Below are 21693 nucleotides of genomic sequence, written 5' to 3'. Positions count from 1 at the left end.
AAGAGACGATCCGATGGCTGAGATCACGAAGGCGAAGCCCGCGCGCGCGAGGAGCCGCACCAAGGCTCCGCGGAAGACGGCGCAGGGCGCCGAGCTCGTCGGCTACTACCGGCAGATGCTGCTGATTCGGCGGTTCGAGGAACGCGCGGCGCGCGCCTACACCGAGGCCAAGATCGGCGGCTACTGCCACCTGAACCTGGGTGAGGAGGCCACTGTGGTCGGTCTCATGTCGGCGCTGCGGCCTACGGACTACCTGTTCACCAACTACCGCGAGCACGGCTATGCCCTCTCGAAGGGCATCGAGGCGCGGCGGGTGATGGCCGAGCTGTACGGGCGTTCGACCGGCGTGTCCAAGGGCTGGGGCGGGTCGATGCACATGTTCGACGCCGAGGCCCGGCTGCTGGGCGGCTACGGGATCGTCGGCGGGCAGCTGCCCTTGGCCACGGGAGCGGCTCTGGCGGTCTCGTACAAGGGCGGCGACGACGTGGTCATGTGCCACATGGGTGAGGGAACGGCCGCCATCGGCGCCTTCCACGAGTCGCTCAACATGGCCGCGCTCTGGGACCTGCCGGTCGTCTTCGTGATCGTCAACAACGGGCTCGGCATGGGGACGACGGTGGAGAACTCCGCCGCCGAGCCCGAGCTGTGGCGGCGCGGCGCGGCCTACCGCATGGAGAGCTCGCGAGTGGACGGCAACGACGTGGTCGCCGTGCACGAGGCCGCCAAGGTCGCTGTGGAGCGGGCTCGGCGGGAGAGCAAGCCCTACCTGCTGGAGACGACCAGCCTGCGGCTCAAGGGTCACTCCGTCGTCGACCCCGCGCGGTACCGGTCCAAGGAGGAGAAGGAGGCCCTCAAGGCCGCCGATCCGCTGGCGCGCATGGCGCTGGAGCTGGAGGAGGCCGGGCTGCTCGGCCATGAGGAGCGCGACAGACTGGACGTGGAGGTGACCGCCGAGGTCGAGGACGCCGCCGCGTTCGCCGACCAGAGCCCGCACCCGGACGTGTCGACGCTGTTCGACTACACCTACGCGACGCCGGTCGAGGGCGAGCTGCGCCGGCTTCCCGCCGACCCCGTTTTCCAGGCCTGAGGAGGGCGACTTATGGCAACGACGAGTTACCGCCAGGCTCTCCGGGAGACCCTGCGCGCCGAGATGCTCCGCGACGAGAACGTCTTCCTCCTGGGCGAGGAGATCGGCGTCTTCGAGGGCTCGTACAAGATCACCGAAGGGCTGCTCAAGGAGTTCGGGCCGCGCCGGGTGAGGGACACACCGATCGCCGAGGAGGGCTTCGTCGGCGCGGCGATCGGGGCGGCCATGCTCGGCCTGCGCCCGGTCGTGGAGATCATGACGATCAACTTCTCGCTGCTGGCGCTGGACCAGATCGTCAACCACGCGGCGAAGATCTACGGGATGTTCGGCGGCCAGGCGAGCGTGCCGATGGTCATCCGGACGCCCGGTGGCGGCGGTCAGCAGCTGGGCGCCACGCACTCGCAGAACGTCGAGCTGTTCTACTCGTTCATCCCCGGGCTGAAGGTGCTGGCGCCGAGCACCCCGGCGGAGGCGTCCGCGATGCTGAAGGCCGCGATCCGCGACGACGACCCGGTGCTGTTCCTGGAGAACCTCGCGCTCTACAACACCAAGGGCGAGCTGCCCGCCGACATCCCCGACATCGCGCCCGCCGAGATCGGCAAGGCCGCCGTGACCCGCCCGGGCACCGACATCACGATCGTCGCCTACTCGCGGATGGCCCATGTGGCCACCGAGGTCGCCGAGACGCTGGCCGCCGACGGCATCTCCGCCGAGGTCGTCGACCTGCGCAGCCTGCGCCCGCTCGACCGGCGGACGGTCGTCGACTCGGTGCGCCGCACCGGCTGCGCCGTGGTCGCCGAGGACGACTGGCTGACGTACGGCATCGGCGCGGAGATCGCCGCCAGCATCCAGGAGGGCGCCTTCGACTGGCTCGACGCCCCCGTGCGCCGCGTGGCCATGGCCGAGGTGCCGCTCCCCTACGCCAAGCCGCTGGAGTCGGCCGCGCTGCCCTCCGCCGATTCACTGATCACCGCCGTGCGCGACACTCTCCGCGCGCGCGGCCGCCGTCTGCAGGAGACCGCCCGATGACCGAGATCCTCATGCCCCGCCTCTCCGACACGATGGAGGAGGGCGTCATCAGTTCCTGGCAGAAGCAGCCGGGCGACGAGGTCGCCGTGGGCGACGTCATCGTCGACATCGAGACCGACAAGGCGGTCATGGAGTACGAGGCGTACGAGGCCGGCGTGCTCGAGAAGATCCTCGTCCCCGAGGGCGAGACCGCCGCGATCGGCGCCCCGATCGCCGTCATCGCCCCGAAGGGAGCGACGGCCGCTCCAGCCCCAGCTCCAGCCGCTGCTCCGGCCGAGGCGAAGCCCGCTCCCGCGGCGGCCCCCGAGCCCGAGCCGGTCGCTGCTCCGGTTGCGGCCGCCCCGGCGCCGAACGGCTCGTCCGAGGCGCCGCGTTCCCGGCCGCCGTCGTCACCGCTCGCGCGCAGGCTGGCCCGCGACCATGGCCTCGACCTCACGGCCATCACCGGCACCGGCCCCGGCGGCCGTATCGTGCGCGCCGACATCGAGGCCGCGATCCGGGACGTCCCCGCCGCCGCGCCCGCCCCGGCGGCGGCACCCGCCGTGCCCGCTCCGGCGGCTCCCGCCAAGACGGCGGCGCCCAAGGTGGACGAGGACACCGAGGCGGTGCCGCTCACCAGGTTCCGCAAGGTGGCCGCCCGCAGGCTCAGCGAGAGCAAGCGCAACGCGCCGCACTTCTACCTGACGCGCGACGTGGACGCCGAGGCGCTGGTGGCGTTCCGGGCGACGCTGAACGAGGCGCTCGCGCCCGCGAAGATCAGCGTGAACGATCTGATCGTCAAGGCGTGCGCCACCGCGCTGCGCGAGCACCCCGAGATCAACGTCTCGTTCACCGAGGACAGCCTGCTCGTCCACCGGCGGGTGCACGTCGGCATCGCGGTCGCCGTGGACGACGGCCTGCTGGTCCCGGTCATCCGCGACACCGACCGCAAGGGCGTGGCGGAGATCGGCGCGGAGACCCGCGCGCTGGCCGCCAAGGCCCGGGACGGCAAGCTCGGCGCGAACGAGATGAGCGGCGGCACGTTCAGCGTCAGCAACCTCGGCATGTTCGGGATCGACTCCTTCTCGGCGGTCATCAACCCGCCGGAGTCGGCCATCCTCGCCGTGGGAGCCGTCCGCGACGAGCCGGTCGTCCGCGACGGCCAGATCGTGCCGGGCAAGCGCATGGCGGTGACCGCCTCGTTCGACCACCGCGCCATCGACGGCGCGACCGGCGCCAAGTTCCTGGCCCGGCTGGTCGAGCTCCTGGAGCGGCCCCTGCTCATCGTCGCCTGACGACGACCTGTGTGCCCGCCGCCGGTGTAGGGCGGCGGGCACACGCGCGTCCGGGGCCCTATTGATCCCGAACGGGATTCGGTATCGTCCCTGTGATGGACGTTTTCGCGGATCTCCGCAGCGAGTACGAGGCACTCGACGCCGTGCTCGGCGCGCTCTCACCCGAACAGTGGTCGCACCCGTCGACGGCCGAGGGCTGGACCGTCTCGGACGTGGTCCTGCACCTCACCCAGACCGAAGAGCTCGCCGCCGCCTCCATCGCGGGCGAGGAGTCGCTGTTCGAGGTCATGCGGCCGGGCGAGGTCGACAGCCGGGCCGCCGAGATCGTGGCGGCGGAGCGCGACATAGCGCCCGCCGACCTGCTGGCCCGCTGGCGCGCCGTCGCCCTCACCACGCCGGGCGCGCTGGCCGCGGTGCCCAAAGGCACGCGGCTGCGCTGGATCACGGGCCGCCTGTCCCCCGCGGCGCTCGCCACGACGCGCCTGGCGGAGCACTGGGCGCACGCACACGACATCACCGACGCGCTCGGCATCCCCTATCCCGACACCGCGCGGCTCCGTCACATCGCCTGGCTCGGCCACCGCACGCTTCCGTACGCCTTCGGCGCCGAGGGGATCGAGGGCGGTCCCGTCCGGTGCGAGCTCACGGCACCGGACGGCGAGACCTGGTCCTACGGCGAGCCGGGCGCCCCCTCGTCCATCACCGGGCCCGCCGGTGACTTCTGCCGGGTCGGCGCCCGCCGCCTCGACCCCGAGGCCTCCAGACTGAAGGCCTCGGGGCCGCACGGCGCGCAGGCGCTCGCCGTTCTTCGCAACTACGCCATCTGACGGTCAGCGGCGCTGCTTGGGCGGGAAGCGGACCACCCGGTCGTCCTGAGGAGTGGGGTTGCCGCGGCCGTCACGGTTGCTGGTGACGATCCACAGCCAGCCGTCCGGGCCCACGGCGACCTCGCGGAGGCGGCCGTAGGTGCCGGGCAGCACGGCGGTGGGCGAGCCGGACGTGCCGCCCTGGCCGTCCAGCGGGACCTGCCACAGGCGGGTGCCGCGCAGCGCTGCCGCGTAGAAGGTGTCGCCCGCGACGGTGCCGCCGCTGGGTGACGATTCCGAGGTCCGCCAGATGACGATGGGATCGCGGTAGGTCGGCTCACCGCCCCGGCCCTCCACACGGGGCCAGCCGTAGTTGGCACCGGCCCTGATGTGGTTGACCTCGTCCCAGGTGTTCTGGCCGAACTCGGTGGCGTACATGTGGCCGCCGCCCCAGCCGAAGCCCTGCACGTTGCGGTGCCCGAGCGTGTAGACGAGAGAGGACGGGTTGGGATTGTCCGGCGGCGCGGTGCCGTCGGGGCGCATCCGCAGGATCTTGCCGCCGAGGCTGGCAGGGTTCTGGGCGTTGCCGGTCTGGGCGGCGTCGCCTGTTCCGGCGTAGAGCATCCCGTCGGGACCGAAGTGGATGCGCCCGCCGTTGTGGATGGACGCCTTGGGGATACCGGACCGCACCACCTGCTGTTGCGGCGTCGGCGCAAGCCTGAAGCGGACGATTCGGTTGTCGCTCGCGGCGGTGTAGTAGGCGTAGACGTATCCGTCCTGGGCGTAGGTGGGGCTGACGGCCAGGCCCAGCAGACCACCTTCGCCTGCGGGCCGCACGCCGGTGAGGCGCGCTACCTCGGTGGGCGGCGAGCCGGCGCGCAGACGGACGATGCGGGAGCTGTTGCGCTCCGAGACCAGAGCGCTGCCATCCGGCAGGAACGCCAGGCCCCAGGGAATGGCGAGGCCGGTGGCCACGACGCTGGGGCTGGTGAAGTCGAACTCGGGCTCGGCGGCGGGCTCGGCGGCCGGTGTGGCCGAGGCGGCGGACAGGGGTAGTGCGGACAGGGGTGTGGCGGACAGGGCAATTCCGAGGATGAGCGCGCGGAGTCTCATGTCGGTCCTCGAATCTTCAGCGGGGGGCGGACTCCTGGGTCACCGGCCGGATCACGACGGAGTAGCTGTGGTCACGGTCCGGCCGGACCTGGTATTCGGGGCGTACGGGGTTGGGAGTGTCCCCGACGCCGGTGACGGCGTGGTTCACGTGGAAGGTGTTCCAGCCTGGGTTGCGTACGCGGGCGAAGGGATAGAGGGCGCGGTCCAGGTCGTCGTAGGGCGTGACCGATGCTTCGAGGTCACCGCCTACGAGGAGACCCCTGCCGCGGGTGTCCGTGAGCATGGCCCAGCGGACGTCATCGTGATTGCCATAATCCTGCGGCCGATAGTACGAGACGTACTGGTCGTCTACGGAGGACGACCAGACGCCCATGCGAGTACCGTCCTTTCGGTCGTTGTAGTTCTCGACGGGCCCCCGTCCGTACCACGAGAAACGGTTGAACGTGTCGGGCATCTTCAGTGTGAAACCCACCCGGGCCAGGTAGGGAACGGTTCGGACGCGGCCCTGCGGACTGACCCGGTGGCTCAGCTCGATCTGCCCTCCGCCGTCCACCACGTACGTCGTGGTCTGGTCGAGCCAGGCGTCGGCGTGGCCGGGGGCCGACACCCTGCTGGTGATCCCGATCGTGGTCTTCTCGCCGGGGGTGACCGTGATCGAGGTCGGGGTGGTGACGAGCCGGTCCAGTCCGGCCAGGCGCCAGTCCTCGCCCTCGGCGCGGCCCCACGTGTAGGTCTCGTTGCTGATCGGCGCACGCCATACGTCGAGCTCGGGGCCTGTGCGGAGGAGCTCGGCGCCCTGGTGGCGCATGGACGTCAGGGTGCCCGTGGCCCGGTCGAACACGTACCGGAAGTCGCGGCCGGACACGACGATCTCCTTGCCGTTCTGCGTCGTCTCGGCCTTCCCGTTCGACGGCGTCGCAACCCCCGGCACCGCCGTTCCGCCCGCCGCGAACTGCCCGAAGCCGACCACATGCCCGGCCGGGGCGTACCAGGTCCGCTTCGCCAGCACGGCCTCGACCGTGAGCCACCGTTCGTTCGAGGTGGGCGGCAGGGCGGGAACCGCCACGGGACCGGGTTTCAGCGGGAGTGTGCCGGAACGGATCGTGCGGCGGCCCTCGGTGTAGCGCCAGCGCAGCTTGAGATCGCGGGTGTCGGCGAACGCGCGCTCGCTGGCGACCGAGACCTGCTCGCCGGTACGGGTGATGCGGATCGGTGACTGTACCCAGGCCAGCTGTGCCAGCTCGGGCTGGAGGTATCGGTCCGAGCCCACCAGTCCGTCCACGCCGGACAGGCTCTGGCCGTTCGACAGGAACGAGCCCTTGCGGTCGAAGTCGTCGAAGTTCAGCGCGAGCAGCGCGTCCTTCGTCGGATCGGCTCCCGAGCCGAGCTCGGCGGGGGTCAGCGCGCGGCCGTAGACGCGTACGTCGTCGATCGTGCCGTGGGCCATCCGGCCGCTGTAGTTGTCCTGCATGCGTTCGGAGTTGCGGCCCACGTTGACGTCCCAGGACGACCAGGCGATGGTGCCGCTGTACGGGACGTTCGCGGCCTCCTTGCCGTCCACGTACAACTGCAGCGCGCCGCCGTCGTAGACGCCGGTGACCCGGTGCCACCGGTCGTGCCAGTCGCCGGGCACCGGCGCCCGCACGGTCCGCCAGGCGCCGCCGCTGAAGATGAAGAACTCCAGCGTGGTCTCGTTCGACATCTTCAGGCCGTACTGGTGGTCGCCCTTGGTGACGATCGTGAAGTCGCCCGTCCACGGCCGCGCGGGCTTCACCCACGAGTCGAGCGTGACCTTGTCACCGGTGAGGTCGAGGCGCCGGTCCCGGTAGACCTCCACGAAGTCGTCCAGCCCGGAGAGATACAGCGCCTTTCCCCGATGCCCCGGGACGGTCTTCGGCAGGCCCTGCAGCCAGGTCTTGATCTTGTTCGGTGAGCCGTCCGGGGTGGTGATCAGGGGATGCCGGAGGTTGGCCTCGGCCCAGTCCCAGATGAAGCCGCCCTGGACCTGCGGGTACTTGCGGACGACCTCCCAGAACTCGCGGAAGTTGCCGAGGCTGTTGCCCATCGCGTGGGCGTACTCCCCCATGATGATCGGTTTGGTGGTGACCTGCGCCTGCGCCGCCAGCCGCGCCGGGGTCGGGTAGCGCGGCCCCCAGACGTGGGCGAACGGGGCGTCGCCGTCCGGCGAGTTGGACTGGTGGTAGAGCGGCCGGGTGGGATCGGCGGCCCGCGCCCATTCGGCCATCTTGTGGTGGGCGACGCCGAGGCCCGCCTCGTTGCCGGTGTCCCACAGGAAGACGCTGGGGTGGTTCTTGTCGCGCGCCACCATCGCCTGGAACCGTTCGAGGAACGCCTTCTGCCATTCGGGGCGGTCGGCGAGGCAGTCACGCGGATGGCCCGCCGGCAGCGCGCAGTTCTCCAGGTTGTGGGTCTCGATGTCGACCTCGTCGTCGACCCACAGCCCGCGGCGGTCGGCCAGCTCGTAGAGGTAGGGGTCGGACGGGTAGTGCGAGGTGCGGACGGCGTTGACGTTGAGCCGCTTCATCAGCGCGACGTCGGACTCCTGCCGCGCCCTGGTCTGGTGCCGTCCGGTGCGCGGGTCGGTCTCGGCGCGGTTGACGCCCTTGATCAGAATGCGCTTCCCGTTGGCCAGCAGCCGCCGGTCCCTGACCTCGATCTCGCGGAAGCCGACCGTCTCGCCCGTGGTCTGGGTGACGCGTCCGCCGGGATCGACGAGTTCGAGCGCCAGCCGGTAGAGGTCCGGGGTCTCGTCCGACCACTTGGCCGGGTTCGTGACCGGCGTGGACAGCCGCAGGGTGGCCGTGTCGCCGGTCACCGCGACCTTGCCCGCGAAGCGCCGCACCGGCTTGCCGCGCGGGTCGAGCAGGGTCGCGCGTACGGTGTGCTCACCCTTGGCGCCGCCCGCGCCGGCGAGGGTCAGCGAGGCGGTGAGCGTGGCGTCGCGGTACGAGGCGTCCAGGTCGGTCGTGATGTAGGCGTCCCGGACGAACGTCTTGGGAGTCGAGTACGCCCATACCGAACGGAAGATGCCGCTGTAGCGCCACTGGTCGACGTCTTCGAGGTACGAGCCCGAACTCCACCGGTGCACCTGCACGGCGACGGTGTTGGCTCCTTCGCGCACATGGGCGCTCACATCGAACTCAGCCGGCGTGTAACCGCCCTGGTCGTAGCCGACGTACTTCCCGTTCACCCACAAGAAGTAGGCGCTGGTCACGCCCTCGAACCGCAGGACCGTACGCCGGTCGCCCCAGCCCGCGGGCAGCTCCAGGCGCTTGACGTACGCGCCGGTCGGGTTGATGTCGCGCGGCGTCTTCGGCGGGTCGTCCGGCCAGACCTCGGTGGGGATGTTGCGGAAGACCGGATGGTCCAGACGGTCGCTCTGCCAGGTGTGCGGCACCTTCACCCTCGGCCAACGGGACGTGTCGTACCCCTGGCGGTAGAACCCCGCGGGCACCTCACCGGGCCGTTCGGCCATCCGGAGCCGCCACTCCCCGTCCAGCGACCGCGTCCAGCGCCGATCGCTCGGCCGGAGCATCGCGTGCGGTGGCTCCTGCCCTTCCGCCACCATCTGCGGGTCGTCAAGGTAGGTGTAGACGTCCGACGGTTGCGCGGGCGCACCGGCCGAGACGGAACGCGGCCAGGCGGAACGCGGCCAGGCGGCGAGCAATCCCAAGGCGACGACGACGACCAGGCAGCCGGTCAGCAAGCGGGAGCGGAAGCAGGGACGTAGCGCCATTACGCGCCTCCTAGTGGGCGCCCCCTGACTTTGCCCGGCACAGGATTCGACCGTCGTGGTGAAGGAGTACGTCTGGGACGCTAGATCGACGACGCGCCGCCGTCAACGGCGCCGAGCCCTTGATCCTATTGGACCGTCTCGATGCTGAAGAGGCGTTCGTCGATGTGGTCCAGGGCGAGGCGCACGGCGCCCAGGCCCACCGCCTCCTCGCCCAGCGCCGAGGCCTCGATCCGGGTGGGGCCGAGGCACAGCGGGCGGATGTGCCGCCGCAGTTCCTCGACGAGCCGGTCCCCGGCGTGGGTCAGCTCGCCGCCGATCACGATCATCTCGGGGTCCAGGGCGAGCGCCATGGCGGCGATGCCGCGCGCCATGCGGGCGGCGAGCCGCTCCACCAGCGCGACCGCCTCGGGGTCGCCGCTCATGGCCGCGTCCAGAACGCGTCCGGCGCCCTCGTCGCGGGTCCCGCCGGGGCCCGCGGGCGTCATCGCGCCGGACAGGGCGGCGGTGGTGTCGCGCAGGCCCAGCTCGGGCAGCATGCCGACCTCGCCGGCCGCGCCCCAGCGGCCCCGGTGCAGCCGGCCGTTGATGATCGCGCCCATGCCGGTGTGCAGCTGGGCCAGCACGTAGATCACGTCGTCGACGTCCTTGGCCACCCCGCGCCAGCGTTCGGCGACGGTGGCCAGGTTGGCGTCGTTCTCGACGTACACCGGGCAGGAGAACGACCGGCCGAGCTCGCGGGCCAGGTGCAGCCCCTGCCAGCCCGGCACGACCGTGCAGATCGCCACGGTGCCGTCCGGGGCGATCACGCCCGGGGTCCCGGCGGCCACGGCCCACAGCGCCGAGCGTTCGACCCCGGCCCGCGCCAGGCAGGTCTTCACCGCGGCACGGACGGCCGCGAGCCGCTCGGGCGGCTCCCAGCCCACGTCCAGGTCCACGCTGTGCCCGCCGACGACCTCGCCGTCGAGGTCGGCGACGAAGATCCGGGCGCGGTGCGACTCGATCTCCATGCCGAGCGCGTGGCCGGCCTCGGCGCGGAAGCGGTAGCGCCGCGCGGGACGGCCGAGGCCGGCCGAACGCGGCGCGACCTCCTCGACCAGCCCGCGCTCCACCAGCTCGCCGAGCACGCCCTCGGTGGTGGGCCGGGACAGCCCGACCTGCCTGGCGAGCTCGGACAGCGTCGGCTCGAACGGCGCGGGCTCGCCGCCACCGCGCAGCGCGCGGAGGGTGGCCACGGAGTTGAGCCGCCGCAGCACGGACGGGTCTCCCCCGTGGAGAGAGATGTCGGACACGCGAACCTCTTGACAGGGATCAGGGGTACGAGGACATTATTGCGCAACCTACTTACGAAATGAACTTTCGTAAATACCGGCGCAGGTCAGGAGGCACGACGCGATGAGAGCATCGGGGGTCACGCTCGCCGTGGCGGGGGCCGGGATCCGGGGCGCCACGTACGCGCGCCGCGCCCTGGCCACCGCGCACCGCGGCGACGCAGCCCCGGGGAGCCCTGGGGATCGTCCTCCCTCGGGCGAGCACAGCGGCGAAGCCGCGACGGGGGGCGTGGGGGGGCGTCCCCCCTCGGGCGAGCACAGCGCGACGGTGGTCGCGGTCGCCGAGCCCGACCCGGTGCGGCGCGCGCGGTTCGCCGCCGAGCACGGCATCCCGCCCGAGCGGGTCTTCGCCGACTGGCGCGAGATGGCCGCCGCCGGGCGGCTCGCGGACGGCGTGATCATCGCGACGCAGGACGCCGAGCACGCCGAGCCGGCGATCCGGTTCGCCGACCTCGGCTACCACATCCTGCTGGAGAAGCCGATGGCCACCAACGAGCCGGACGCGGCCGCGATCCTGGAGGCCGTCGAGCGGAACGGCTCCACGCTCGCGGTCTGTCACGTGCTCCGTTATACGCCCTACACGGCAGCGATCAGGGAACTGATCGCGGCGGGGCGGATCGGCACCCCGATCAGCATCCAGCACCTGGAGCCGGTCGGCTGGTGGCACCAGGCCCACTCGTACGTGCGCGGCAACTGGCGGCGCGAGGACGAGTCCGGCCCGATGCTGATGACCAAGTCGTGCCACGACATCGACTGGATCATCCACGTGATGGGCGAGGTCCCGGCCCGGGTCTCCTCGTTCGGCCGGCTGTCGCACTTCCGGCCGGAGAACCGGCCGCCCGGCGCCGCCGACCGCTGCCTGGACTGCAAGGTCGAGTCGTCCTGCCCCTATTCGGCCAAGCGGCTCTACCTGTCCTGCCTGGACGACCCCGACCTGCGGGCCTGGCCGCTGAGCGTGGTGACCACCGACCACACCGAGGCCGGGGTCACCGAGGCCCTCCGCGAGGGGCCGTACGGGCGGTGCGTGTACGCCGCCGACAACGACGTGGTCGATCACCAGGTCGTCAATCTGGAGTTCCCGTCCGGGGCGACGGCGGCGTTCACCATGACGGCGTTCACCCCGTACGTGCAGCGCCAGACCCGCATCTTCGGCACCGCGGGCTTCATCGAGGGCGACGGCGCGCGGCTGACCCTGCGCGACTTCGTCACCGGCGAGGAGGAGGTGGTCGAGACGGCCGACGACCACCGTTCGCCCGACGGCCGCCACGACGACGCCGACGACGCCCTCGCCGACGCGTTCATCGCCGCGATCGCCACCGGCGACCCCTCCCTCCTGCCCTCCGACGCGCGCGAGAGCCTGGCCGCCCACCGGGTGGTCTGGGCGGCCGAACGAGCACGTCGATCCGGCACGGTAGTAGACATAACACCCTCCCTTCCCTCCGCATCCCCCGCGAAAGGCACGGCCCAATGAACACCAATCGACTCACGGGTACCGCGGCCACCGCGATCGCCCTGGCGCTGGCCCTCGGCGCGTGTGGATCCGGGAGCGACGACAAGGGCTCCTCGTCCCCGGCGACGAACGACGCGCGCGGCCCCATCACGTTCGCCACCGGCAAGGACCTGACCGGCACCATCCAGAAACTGGTCGCCAAGTGGAACACCGCGCACCCGAGCGAGAAGGTGCGGATCATCGAGCTGCCCGAGGACGGTGACCAGACCCGGCAGCAGCTGGTCCAGAACGCGCAGATCAAGTCCAACGCCTACGACGTGATCCGGCTGGACGCGGTGTGGACGGCCGAGTTCGCGGCGCGCCGCTGGGTGCTGCCGCTGGACGAGTCCAAGCTCGACCCGTCCACGTTCCTGCCGACCGCGCTGGAGACCGGCAAGTACCGCGGCAAGCTGTACGCCGCGCCGTGGCTCACCGGCACCGGCATCCTCTACTACCGCACGGACCTGCTGAAGGCGGCCGGGGTGAAGAGCCCGCCCAAGACGTGGGCCGAGCTGTCCGACGCCTGCGCCAAGGTGAAGAAGACCTCCCAGGGCAAGGGCGTCGACTGCTACGCCGGCCAGCACGACAAGTACGAGGGCCTCGCGGTCAACTACTCCGAGGCGGTCCAGTCGGCGGGCGGGCGGGTCTTCGACGACTCCGGCAAGCCGCAGGTGGCGACCCCGCAGGCCAAGGCCGGTCTGCAGTTCCTCGTGGACGGCTTCAAGCAGGGCACCATCCCCTCCAAGAGCGTGACGTTCAAGGAGGAGGAGGGCCGCCGCGCGTTCCAGGACGGCAAGCTCGTCTTCCACCGCAACTGGGCGTACGTGTACGCGATGGCCTCGGCCAAGGACGGCTCGTCCAAGGTGAACGGCAAGTTCGACGTCGTCCCGCTGCCCGGCAAGGACGGCCCGGGCTCGGGCACGCTCGGCGGCAACAACCTGTCGGTGTCGGCGTTCTCCAAGCACCAGGCCACCGCGCGTGACTTCATCGCCTACATCGTGAGCCTGGACATCCAGCGCGAGTACGGCAAGGAGCAGTCGTTCCCGCTGTCGCGCGCCGCGCTCTACGACGACCCCGAGATGATCAAGCTCTACCCGTACCTCCCCGTCCTGAAGAAGGGGCTGGAGGCCGCCGGGTCGCGCCCGGTCGCGGTGAAGTACAGCGAGGTCAGCGCGGCGATCCAGGACCACGTCACCGCGGCGATCAGCGGTAAGAAGACCGTCGACCAGGCCTCGGCCGACCTGCAGACGGCGCTGTCCGGCCTGACCGACTGACCCGCGGCCACCGTCACCGGACGCGGACCACAGGAGCCCAGTTGACCTCCAAGAGCACGGGGCCGGCCCCCACGAGCACGGGGCCGACCTCCACGAGCACCGGCGCCGGCCCCACCGGGTCGCCGCCGGAGCGGTCCCCCGCCGGGCCTGCCCGCGCCATCCGCGGGCGGCCCGGCAGGGGACGATCCCGCCCCAGGGACGGCCAGGGGCGGCTGGCGGCCGCCCTGCTGTCGCCGACCCTCGCGGTGCTCGGCGTCGTGATCGTCTTCCCGATCGCGGTGGCCGTGTGGGACTCGCTGCACACCACGAGCGAGGAGCTCGACGCGGACGGCCTGCTGGTCGAGGGCACCCGCTTCAGCGGCGCGCGCAACTACACCGACCTGTTCCGGGGCGAGACCGGCGACCGGTTCCTGAACGCGCTCTGGAACACCTCGTTCTTCACCGTCACGACCGTCGTGCTGGAGACCCTCCTCGGGCTGGGCATGGCGCTGCTGATGCACCGGGCGTTCCGCGGCAGGGCGCTGTTCCGGGCGAGCGTGCTGGTGCCGTGGGCGATCCCCACGGCCATCTCCGCGCTGCTGTGGCGGTGGATCTTCTCGGCGGACGGGGTGGCCAACGCCGTGCTCGGCCGCGAGGTGCTCTGGACGGCCGACGGCGCCGCCGCCAAGTACGCGGTGATCCTGGCCGACACCTGGAAGACCGCGCCGTTCGTCGCGCTGCTCGTCCTGGCGGGGCTGCAGATCATCCCGCAGGAGGTGTACGAGGCGGCGCGGGTGGACGGGGCGAACGCGTGGCAGCGCCTCTGGAACATCACGCTGCCCATGGTCAAACCGGCCCTGCTGGTGGCGGTGATGTTCCGGATGCTGGACTCGCTCCGCATGTTCGACGTGCCGCAGGTGCTCATCGGCACCCGCAAGCCGTCGGTGGAGACGCTGTCGCAGCTGGCCTGGGACGAGGCGATGAACCTGCGGTTCGGCCCGGCTGCGGCCTGCGCGATCGCCCTGTTCGTCTACATCATCTTCGCCGCGTACGTCTTCGTCCGCCTACTCGGCGCGGACTTTATCCCCCGAGGGGGGACAACCCCCCACACCTCCCGACGTACAGCCCGATTCGGAAGGGGCACCGCGAAATGAGCCGCAGGGAAGGACAGCGCGGGCTGAAGCGGCTCACCGACCCGCTGACCATGATCGCCGTCGTGGTGTTCTGCCTCGCGCCGTTCTACTGGATGGTCGTCTCCAGCCTCCGCCGCACCAACGACATCCTCGACATGTCGCCGCTGCCGCGGCCGTGGTCGCTGGAGAACTACCGGGCGGTGTTCGACGCCGACAACGGCTTCGTCCGGGCGCTCGTCAACAGCCTCGTCGTGGCCGGGCTGACCACCGTGCTCACCCTGATCGTCGGGGTGTCGGCCGCGTACGCGCTGGCCCGGCTGGAGTTCCCGTTCAAGCGGCTGGTGCTGGCGCTGATCGTGTCGACCTCGATGTTCCCGGTGAGCCTGCTCATCGTGCCGCTGCTGAGGTTGTTCACCGACATCGGCTGGATCAACACCTACCAGGCGATGATCGTGCCCAACCTGTCGTTCGCGCTGCCGCTCGCGGTGTGGAACCTGACCGTCTTCTTCCGGCAGCTCCCGTTCGAGCTGGAGCAGGCGGCGATGGTGGACGGCTGCACGGCGGGCCAGGCGTTCCGGCGGGTCATCCTGCCACTGGCCGCGCCGGGCGTCTTCACCACCGCGATCATCACGTTCGTGGTGGCCTGGAACGAGTACATGATCGCGGTGAGCATGGTCAACGAGCAGTCCACCAAGACCGCCAACGTGATCGTGGCCCAGTTCACCGGCCAGCACGGCTTCGACCAGCCGTTCGGGACGCAGATGGCGGCCGGGGTCATCGTGACCGTGCCGCTGGTGGCGCTCGTCCTGGTCTTCCAGCGCCGCATCGTCGCCGGGCTCACCTCCGGCGGCCTCAAGTGATCATTTTCCGCTAGACCCGGCTTCACCTGTCGTTTCATCGTTCCCTCCAGGCTGCCTTGATCGGGCCCAATCCCCTCTGGAGTACCACGCATGAGATCACCCCTGCCCGCCCCCGGGCGCCGTTCGTTCCTCGCGATGACCGGCGTCAGCGGCGCCGCGTTCGCGCTCGGCACCGGGCACGCCGCCGCCGACGAGAACGTCGGCGGCAAGGTACCGAGCGATCCGTTCGGCCTCGGCGTCGCGTCCGGCGACCCGTGGCCCGACGGCGTCGTCCTGTGGACACGGCTCGCGCCCAAGCCGCTCGAAGCCGACGGCCACGGCGGGATGCCCCGGCGTCCCTACACCGTGCGGTACGAGGTCGCGGAGGACGCGGCGTTCACGAAAGTGGTCAAGCGGGGCCAGGCTCTCGCCACGCCGGAGCTGGCCCACTCGGTGCACGCCGAGGTGCACGGGCTGCGGCCTGGCCGCGAGTACTTCTACCGCTTCCGCGCCGGCAACGAGATCAGCCCGGTCGGCCGCACCCGCACCGCGCCCGACCCCCGTTCCATGCCCACCGAGCTGCGCTTCGGCTCGGCGTCCTGCGCCGCCTGGTACCACGGGCACTTCACCGCCTACCAGGACATGGCCAAGCAGGATCTCGACCTGGTCCTCTTCCTCGGCGACTACATCTACGAGTACGGCATCACCAAGACCAACTGGTGGCGCCAGGAGCCGCTGCCGCTCGGGCCCGAGCACGGCACCGAGATCGTGACGCTGGAGCAGTACCGGCTCCGCTACTCGCTCTTCAAGGCCGACGCCCATCTGCAGGCCGCGCACGCCGCCGCGCCGTGGGTGTTCACCACCGACGACCACGAGGTCCAGAACAACCACGCCGACGAGTGGTCGGAGACGGGCATCCCGCCCGCCGACTTCCTGCGCCGCCGCGCCGTCGCCTACCGGGCGTTCTACGAGAACCTCCCGCTGCGCAGCACGGTCAAGCCGCACGGCCCCGACCTCGCGCTGTACCAGCGGTTCAGGTGGGGACGGCTCGCCCAGATCGACATGCTCGACAACCGGCAGTACCGCGACGTCTACCCGGCGGGCGCCGTGATCGACGACTCGCCGGAGCGGCACGACCCGAAGCGCTCGATCCTGGGCGCGAAGCAGGAGAAGTGGCTCTACGACGGCCTCGGCAGGTCGAACGCCACCTGGAACATCCTCGCCACCGGCGTCGTCATGGCCGAGATCGACCGTGACACCGGCCCGGGGCAGCTCTACAGCAACGACATGTGGGACGGCTTCCCGGCCAACCGCGACCGCCTGTGGAACGCGTTCCGCAAGCACAAGATCGCCAACCCGGTGGTGCTGTCGGGCGACATCCACCGCGCGGTCGCCGCCGAGCTCAAGGCCGACTGGAAGAACCCCGACTCCCCCGCCATCGGCACCGAACTGGTCTGCAGCTCGGTCGGCTCCGACGGCGACGGCGCCGAGAGCGACGCCTACGCCAAGCTGTGGCTGGCCAACCCGCACGTGAAGTTCTACAACGCCCGCCGCGGCTACGTCACCGGCCGCATGACGCCGACGACCCTCACCTCGGAGTTCCGTCGCGTCGAGTTCGTCAGCCGTCCCGGCGCCCCGGTCACCACCGCGGCCCGCTTCGTCACCGAGGCCGGCAAGCCCGGCCTGACGCGAGAGGTGTGATGAGATGACCGAGAACAAGCGGAACAAGCCCTTGGCCCGCCGTACGGCCCTCGGCCTCGCCGCCACCGCCGTCACAGCGGCGCCCCTCGCCGTCCTGCCCGCCGAGGCCTCCGCCGCGGCCGGTCCCCGGCCCGTCCGGCGGCTCCGCGCCAGAAGCGAGATCGGCCGCGTCCGGCTGAGCTGGGAAGGCGACCCCTACAAGCCGTTCGTCGACCACTACGCCATCTACGGCGCGCGTACCCGGGGATTCAAGGTCGGTCCCGAGACGCTCATCGCCAAGACCGTCTACGCCTCGTTCGCCCACGACCGCATGGGCGGCCGCCGCCAGGACTGGTACTACCGGATCGTGGTGGTCGACGCCGCGGGCAACCGCAGCCGCCCGTCCGCCGAGGTCGCCGGGCACAGCACCGAATCGGTCACCGTCTCCGGCACGGCGCTCGCGACCGTCGGCGCGTTCGACCACAAGAGCCTGGAGCTGGCGCTCGCGCCCAACCTGTCGGCGCAGTACCGCACCAGGTTCCCCAACGGCGTGGACTACACGTTCGGCACGAGCAAGCCCGGGACGGACTGGTGCTACATCCAGCCCGGCCCGTCCGACTCCTGGGGCGGAAGCAAGCCGAGCCGGGCGACCTTCCGCTTCACCCTGGACGCCGTGCCGGCCGCCGAGACCTGGCTGGCGATCTGGCTGCTGGACACGCACGCCTCCCTCGCCGGAACGATCACGCTCGGCCTCAACGGCACCCAGATCAAGGAGGTGCCGCTGGAACGGGGCGCCACGCGGGGTTCGGTGGAAGGCGACGCCACCGTGCCCGGCACCACCCTCAAGCCGTCGTATGTGGAGCTCGTGCTGCCGGCCTCCGCGCTCAAGGCCGGCGAGAACGTCCTCACCGTCGACAAGAAGATCGGCTCCTGGCACGTCTACGACGCCCTGGGCGTCTTCACCCGCTGAACGAACCCGTCCGTGGTGGCCGCCGCTCTGCCCGCGGCCACCACGGCGCGCGGCCGGATTGCGCTTCAGAGGGCGCTGTATAGGCTGCATTGCTGTGGGGCTCATGGACGATACTTCCGCACGGGCGCGTCTAGTCACCGACCTGACTCCGGCGCGATGGCTCGAACAGGGCATCGGTGAGCTGGAGATGCCCGAGGTGTTCGACGCCTACGCCCGCGTTGTGCACCCGGCGCTGGACGAGTCGGAGCAGCCTGTCCGGTGGGCGGGCGTGGCCGAATGGGCGGGGCGCGAACTGCATGCGCGTTCGTACTTCGAGGAGATCTCCAAGCCCGTTCGCGGCGGCGGGACGGGACCCAGGCCATGGGACGAACCCCCGGAGAACGGGTCCTTCCCGATGGAGCTGTTGCCGCACCTGTGCGAGGTGCTGGCCGCGCACACCACGACGTCCGAACGGTGCTGGTTCTGCCTGTGGGATGGCTTCGGCTGGCTGAACGATGAGGACGCCGGCTCGTCCGTCGTGTCCATCGCGAGCGAGGAGGGCGATCCGGTGCAGGTGCCCGCGCCGGACCCGGACCCGCTTCGCGTGACGTTCGAGGGCGACCTGCGAAGCGCCCCCCTGATCCAGGTGCCGACGCGCGACTATTACGTGCTCACCGGCCCGCTGGAGGCGGCGCGGACGCTGGGGGCGGCCACCCGAAGCCACTTCTTCTTCCCCCAGTCGCCGAACCTCTTCTGGCCGGACGACCGCGCCTGGTGCGTGGCGACCGACATCGACCTGGACTGGACGTATGTGGGCGGCAGCGCCGAGCTGATCCGTACTCTGGTCGCCGACTCGCGGTGGGAAGCGTTCCCGATCGAGCCGAGCTGACGCGCGGCCACGATGACCGTCACGTCGCAAGCGCCTGCTGGATCTCCTCGTCGCCCGGCGCCAGTTTGCCGGCCCGTTCCAGATCGGCCCGCGCCTCGTCCTCCCGGCCCGCGGCGCGCAGTGCCAGCGCGCGGTTGAACAGCAGCGCCGGCGTCTCGGCGTCCGCCTCGTCGGTGAGCTCCAGGGCCCGGCTCAGATCGCGCACGGCGGCGGCGGAGTCGCCCGTCGCGAACGCGAGCACGCCCCGGCACGCCCACGCGGCGGCCATCGCCGCGTCCTGCGCGAGCGCCCGGTCGAGGGCCTCGCGGGCCGGCCCGTGGCGGCCCGCCGCGGTCTCCACTTGGCCGAGCGCGCAGAGCAGGTAGGGGTCGTCCGGGGTGACGGCCAGCCCCGCGTCGCAGGCCGCCCGCGCCTCGTCGTACCGGTCGAGCGCGACCAGGATGCCGGCCCGGTTGGGATGCGCCTCGGCGAATCCGGGGTCGAGTTCGAGGGCATGGTCGAGGTCGGCGAGCGCACCGGTGAGGTCGCCCGCGGCGAACCTGGCCTGCGAACGGTTGAAGTAGGGCTCGGGAAACGGCGGCCCGGCCTCCATCGCCGTCTCGTAGTCGGCGACCGCCTCGGCCACGCGGCCGAGCTTGTAGAGCAGGTTGCCGCGGTCGATGTAGTAGTCGGGGTACGCCGGGTCGGCGGCGATCACCGCGTCCCACTCGCGCAGGCCGTCGGCGGTCCGCCCGAGCAGGTCGTACAGCTGGGCCCGGTTGGCCCGCAGCACCATCTTGTGGACCGGCTGGGCGTCGTCCGGCAGGTCGCGGCCGGCCAGGTCGATGGCCTCCTCGACCAGGTCCAGCGCGCACTCGGGACGGCCGCGCCGTGTCTCGATCAGTGCCTTGCCGTTGAGATCGAAGCCGAGCTTGACCGCGCGCTCGGCCGGGCCCGGCAGCAGGCCGCACAGCGCGATGCCCGTGTTGATCCAGCCGAGCGCGGCGTCGAGGTCGCGGCACGCCGGGTCGTGGTGGCGCGTGGCGTGCATCGCCAGCGTGTAGGCGATCGTGGAATGCCACAGCGGCGAGGTGGTACGTTCCCGGGCCTCCATCAGGATCCGTTCCGCCTCGTCCTCACGGCCCAGCGCACCGAGCGCGATGGCGGTGTCGTGCACCAGGCCCCACCAGGTCTCGGGCGCGTCGTCGGGGTCCGCGAGCGCGAGGCCGCGCAGTCCGAGTTCGGCGACCGAGTGATGGCATCCCTGCTCCAGACACCACTCAGTGGCGAATCGGTAAGCCTCGGCCGCGCGCCGTGGATCGGTCCCGCGTTCGCGGTGCCACGGCACGGCGCCGAGCCTCGGTCCGATCAGGCCCTGCGCGACCAGCCCGTCCGCCCGCAGGTCATGCTCGCGGGGGGTCGGCTCCGGGCCGGGCGGGGCGCCGGTGCGCCGCAACGTGGTGATCGTGAGCAGTTCGGACGGGACGCGGCGGCGCAGCACGGCGACGAGCTCGCGGTCGGCCGGGTCGGCCTCGGCGTGGTCCAGCAGCTCGACGGTCAGCGGACCGGACCGGGCCAGGTGGTCACGGACGAACTCGGCGACGCCGTTGGCGACGCGCAACGTCCGGCGCGGCGCGGGGACCAGGATGCGCTCGGCCCGCGGCCGGTGCGCGGAGATCGGCTGCCGCCGGGCGTGCACACGGTCGCGCAGGTCAGGGGCCACCGTGCGGATCTCGATGTCGTGCTCGGCCACCGCCGCCGGCGCGATGTCGAGCGCCTCGGGCACGAGGGTGTGCAACAGGGCGCCGCCTGCCGTGTACGGGCCGCGCAACCGGCGGTCGGCGCTGATCCTGACGACACGATCGCGGTTCACGCGAAAGCCTCCACAGGTACGGAACGGGAAGGCTTCCGCGGCGCGGCCCAACCACGCGCCGCGGAAGCCGGTCTCGCGGATGCGGTCAGCCGAAGTGCTTGGCGCTGGCCGGCCCCCTCATCGCGACGGTGCCCGTGCGGTGCACGATGATCTTCTTCACCCGCAGCCCCTCCCTGGTGGATAACTTGCGAACGCAGACCATCATGCGTGAACACCTGCCACATTCAGTAACCGGTCATGTGGCCTGATTCGGACACCAGGAGGGCCTTGACAGAAAAGTTGACGATCGCTCCGCCCACGAGTGTTAAGAGCAGGTTAGATCTGGCCGCCTGCGCTTGTACGGGCCTTGTGACCTCGGTGAAGCTGCGGTGTCCTCTGGTGACGCAGGTCACTCCAGCCCACCCCGAGAACAGCAGGAGGAGCCCGGTGACGACGACGCTCTCCGGTACCCCGAACGACCGCCCGAGACCGGCGCGCAGCCCGTGGAGGGCGCTCGTCGGCGGCTCGATCGGCAACCTCGTCGAGTGGTACGACTGGTTCGTCTACTCCAGCTTCGCCGTCTACTTCGCCTCGGCGTTCTTCCCCAAAGGCAACTCCACCGCGCAACTCCTCAACACGATGGGCATCTTCGCGGTCGGCTTCTTCATGCGGCCGGTGGGCGGCTGGCTGCTGGGCCGGCTGGGCGACCGCAAGGGCCGCAAGGCCGCCCTGACCGCGACGGTCACGCTGATGTCGGCCAGCGCGCTGCTCATCGCCGTCGCGCCGACGTACGCGCAGGTCGGCTACTTCGGCGCCGCCGTACTGCTGGTGGCGCGGCTGCTGCAGGGCCTGTCGGTCGGCGGCGAGTACGCGGCGAGCGCCACCTACCTCACCGAGACGTCGGCTCCGGGCAAGCCGACCTGGCCATGGGGCTGGGCGACAGCGCGGCGGACGCGGACGCGGTCGTGGGTCTCGGCCCGTTCCCGTCGCCGCAGCCGGTCACGGCGTTGGCGCGCGTCTACCTCAACTACACCCATCTCGTCGTGGCCGCGCTCGCCGACGTGGTGCGGACCTGGAGGACGATCCCGTCGCCGCGCCGCTTCAGCACGTCCGCGAGCCGTTGGCCGAAGACGGCGTGCGGCCCGTTCACCGGCCCGCTCGCGAGCGTGAGCCGGCGCGGCTCCGAGTCGCCCGAACATCCGGGGAGCAGCGGAAGCACCGCGGCGAGCCCGAGGA

At 71.3% G+C, this 21693-nt stretch carries 16 protein-coding genes; 12 read left to right on the top strand and 4 right to left on the bottom strand.

Annotated features, from left to right (window positions below):
- Positions 1-13: 13 nt before the first annotated feature.
- The 4 genes from pdhA to ABD333_RS09500 all read left to right on the top strand — a co-directional run bounded on the left by pdhA (position 14) and on the right by ABD333_RS09500 (position 4217).
- Positions 14-1087 (top strand): pyruvate dehydrogenase (acetyl-transferring) E1 component subunit alpha, encoded by a 1074-nt coding sequence (pdhA, locus tag ABD333_RS09515; protein ID WP_344539722.1) that lies wholly within the window; start codon positions 14-16, stop codon positions 1085-1087.
- Positions 1088-1099: 12 nt separating this feature from the next.
- On the top strand, positions 1100-2116 hold the full coding sequence (locus tag ABD333_RS09510; protein ID WP_344539721.1) for an alpha-ketoacid dehydrogenase subunit beta: 1017 nt from the start codon (positions 1100-1102) through the stop codon (positions 2114-2116).
- The gene (locus ABD333_RS09505) at positions 2113-3390 is read left to right on the top strand and encodes a dihydrolipoamide acetyltransferase family protein (protein WP_344539719.1); all 1278 of its coding nucleotides are present in this window, start codon (positions 2113-2115) and stop codon (positions 3388-3390) included. The genes ABD333_RS09510 and ABD333_RS09505 overlap by 4 nt, the downstream gene beginning before the upstream one ends.
- Positions 3391-3485: 95 nt before the next feature.
- Complete coding sequence (locus ABD333_RS09500) at positions 3486-4217, top strand: maleylpyruvate isomerase family mycothiol-dependent enzyme (RefSeq protein ID WP_344539718.1); 732 nt, start codon at positions 3486-3488, stop codon at positions 4215-4217.
- Positions 4218-4220: 3 nt separating this feature from the next.
- Here ABD333_RS09500 and ABD333_RS09495 read toward each other — a convergent pair whose 3' ends face one another.
- The 3 genes from ABD333_RS09495 to ABD333_RS09485 form a co-directional block, all read right to left on the bottom strand.
- On the bottom strand, positions 4221-5309 hold the full coding sequence (locus ABD333_RS09495; protein WP_344539716.1) for a PQQ-dependent sugar dehydrogenase: 1089 nt from the start codon (positions 5307-5309) through the stop codon (positions 4221-4223).
- A gap of 16 nt (positions 5310-5325) precedes the next feature.
- Positions 5326-9066 (bottom strand): glycoside hydrolase family 2 TIM barrel-domain containing protein, encoded by a 3741-nt coding sequence (locus ABD333_RS09490; RefSeq protein ID WP_344539715.1) that lies wholly within the window; start codon positions 9064-9066, stop codon positions 5326-5328.
- Between the two features lie 125 nt (positions 9067-9191).
- Positions 9192-10355 carry an ROK family transcriptional regulator gene (locus ABD333_RS09485; protein WP_344539714.1) on the bottom strand — a complete coding sequence of 388 codons (1164 nt, stop codon included), beginning with the start codon at positions 10353-10355 and terminating at the stop codon, positions 9192-9194.
- A gap of 103 nt (positions 10356-10458) precedes the next feature.
- Here ABD333_RS09485 and ABD333_RS09480 point away from each other — a divergent pair, with 103 nt between their 5' ends.
- The 7 genes from ABD333_RS09480 (at position 10459) to ABD333_RS09450 (ending at position 18626) form a co-directional block, all read left to right on the top strand.
- Positions 10459-11865 (top strand): Gfo/Idh/MocA family protein, encoded by a 1407-nt coding sequence (locus ABD333_RS09480; RefSeq protein WP_344539712.1) that lies wholly within the window; start codon positions 10459-10461, stop codon positions 11863-11865.
- The gene (locus ABD333_RS09475) at positions 11862-13157 is read left to right on the top strand and encodes an ABC transporter substrate-binding protein (RefSeq protein ID WP_344539711.1); all 1296 of its coding nucleotides are present in this window, start codon (positions 11862-11864) and stop codon (positions 13155-13157) included. Before ABD333_RS09480 ends, ABD333_RS09475 begins: the two co-directional genes overlap by 4 nt.
- A gap of 41 nt (positions 13158-13198) precedes the next feature.
- Positions 13199-14290 (top strand): carbohydrate ABC transporter permease, encoded by a 1092-nt coding sequence (locus ABD333_RS09470; protein WP_344539709.1) that lies wholly within the window; start codon positions 13199-13201, stop codon positions 14288-14290.
- The gene (locus tag ABD333_RS09465; protein ID WP_344539707.1) at positions 14287-15129 is read left to right on the top strand and encodes a carbohydrate ABC transporter permease; all 843 of its coding nucleotides are present in this window, start codon (positions 14287-14289) and stop codon (positions 15127-15129) included. Before ABD333_RS09470 ends, ABD333_RS09465 begins: the two co-directional genes overlap by 4 nt.
- A 90-nt stretch (positions 15130-15219) precedes the next feature.
- A complete protein-coding gene (locus ABD333_RS09460) occupies positions 15220-16809 on the top strand; it encodes an alkaline phosphatase D family protein (RefSeq protein ID WP_344539705.1) in 1590 nt (529 codons plus the stop codon).
- A 4-nt stretch (positions 16810-16813) separates the two neighbouring features.
- Positions 16814-17758: a polysaccharide lyase family protein gene (locus ABD333_RS09455; RefSeq protein WP_344539703.1), complete on the top strand. Its 945-nt coding sequence runs from the start codon at positions 16814-16816 to the stop codon at positions 17756-17758.
- 103 nt (positions 17759-17861) lie between these two features.
- Positions 17862-18626 (top strand): hypothetical protein, encoded by a 765-nt coding sequence (locus ABD333_RS09450; RefSeq protein ID WP_344539701.1) that lies wholly within the window; start codon positions 17862-17864, stop codon positions 18624-18626.
- Between the two features lie 19 nt (positions 18627-18645).
- Here the strand turns inward: ABD333_RS09450 and ABD333_RS09445 are convergent, their stop codons facing one another.
- Complete coding sequence (locus tag ABD333_RS09445; RefSeq protein WP_344539699.1) at positions 18646-20478, bottom strand: tetratricopeptide repeat protein; 1833 nt, start codon at positions 20476-20478, stop codon at positions 18646-18648.
- A gap of 426 nt (positions 20479-20904) precedes the next feature.
- On the opposite strand from ABD333_RS09445, the gene ABD333_RS09440 reads away from it, so the two are divergent.
- Positions 20905-21627 carry an MFS transporter gene (locus ABD333_RS09440; protein ID WP_344539697.1) on the top strand — a complete coding sequence of 241 codons (723 nt, stop codon included), beginning with the start codon at positions 20905-20907 and terminating at the stop codon, positions 21625-21627.
- Positions 21628-21693 lie beyond the last annotated feature (66 nt).

Origin of the sequence: Actinomadura fulvescens (genome assembly GCF_039533225.1) — a bacterium.
Taxonomy (GTDB): domain Bacteria; phylum Actinomycetota; class Actinomycetes; order Streptosporangiales; family Streptosporangiaceae; genus Spirillospora; species Spirillospora fulvescens.
Note: the sequence above shows the minus strand (reverse complement) of the source record. Positions and strands in the feature narration are given on the sequence as shown.

What these genes read in the sequence shown, in the direction of transcription:
- pdhA (WP_344539722.1), top strand. Translation starts at nt 14, where the DNA reads ATGGCTGAGATCACGAAGGCGAAGCCCGCGCGCGCGAGGAGCCGCACC.
- ABD333_RS09510 (WP_344539721.1), top strand. Translation starts at nt 1,100, where the DNA reads ATGGCAACGACGAGTTACCGCCAGGCTCTCCGGGAGACCCTGCGCGCC.
- ABD333_RS09505 (WP_344539719.1), top strand. Translation starts at nt 2,113, where the DNA reads ATGACCGAGATCCTCATGCCCCGCCTCTCCGACACGATGGAGGAGGGC.
- ABD333_RS09500 (WP_344539718.1), top strand. Translation starts at nt 3,486, where the DNA reads ATGGACGTTTTCGCGGATCTCCGCAGCGAGTACGAGGCACTCGACGCC.
- ABD333_RS09495 (WP_344539716.1), bottom strand. Translation starts at nt 5,309, where the DNA reads ATGAGACTCCGCGCGCTCATCCTCGGAATTGCCCTGTCCGCCACACCC.
- ABD333_RS09490 (WP_344539715.1), bottom strand. Translation starts at nt 9,066, where the DNA reads ATGGCGCTACGTCCCTGCTTCCGCTCCCGCTTGCTGACCGGCTGCCTG.
- ABD333_RS09480 (WP_344539712.1), top strand. Translation starts at nt 10,459, where the DNA reads ATGAGAGCATCGGGGGTCACGCTCGCCGTGGCGGGGGCCGGGATCCGG.
- ABD333_RS09475 (WP_344539711.1), top strand. Translation starts at nt 11,862, where the DNA reads ATGAACACCAATCGACTCACGGGTACCGCGGCCACCGCGATCGCCCTG.
- ABD333_RS09465 (WP_344539707.1), top strand. Translation starts at nt 14,287, where the DNA reads ATGAGCCGCAGGGAAGGACAGCGCGGGCTGAAGCGGCTCACCGACCCG.
- ABD333_RS09460 (WP_344539705.1), top strand. Translation starts at nt 15,220, where the DNA reads ATGAGATCACCCCTGCCCGCCCCCGGGCGCCGTTCGTTCCTCGCGATG.
- ABD333_RS09455 (WP_344539703.1), top strand. Translation starts at nt 16,814, where the DNA reads ATGACCGAGAACAAGCGGAACAAGCCCTTGGCCCGCCGTACGGCCCTC.
- ABD333_RS09450 (WP_344539701.1), top strand. Translation starts at nt 17,862, where the DNA reads ATGGACGATACTTCCGCACGGGCGCGTCTAGTCACCGACCTGACTCCG.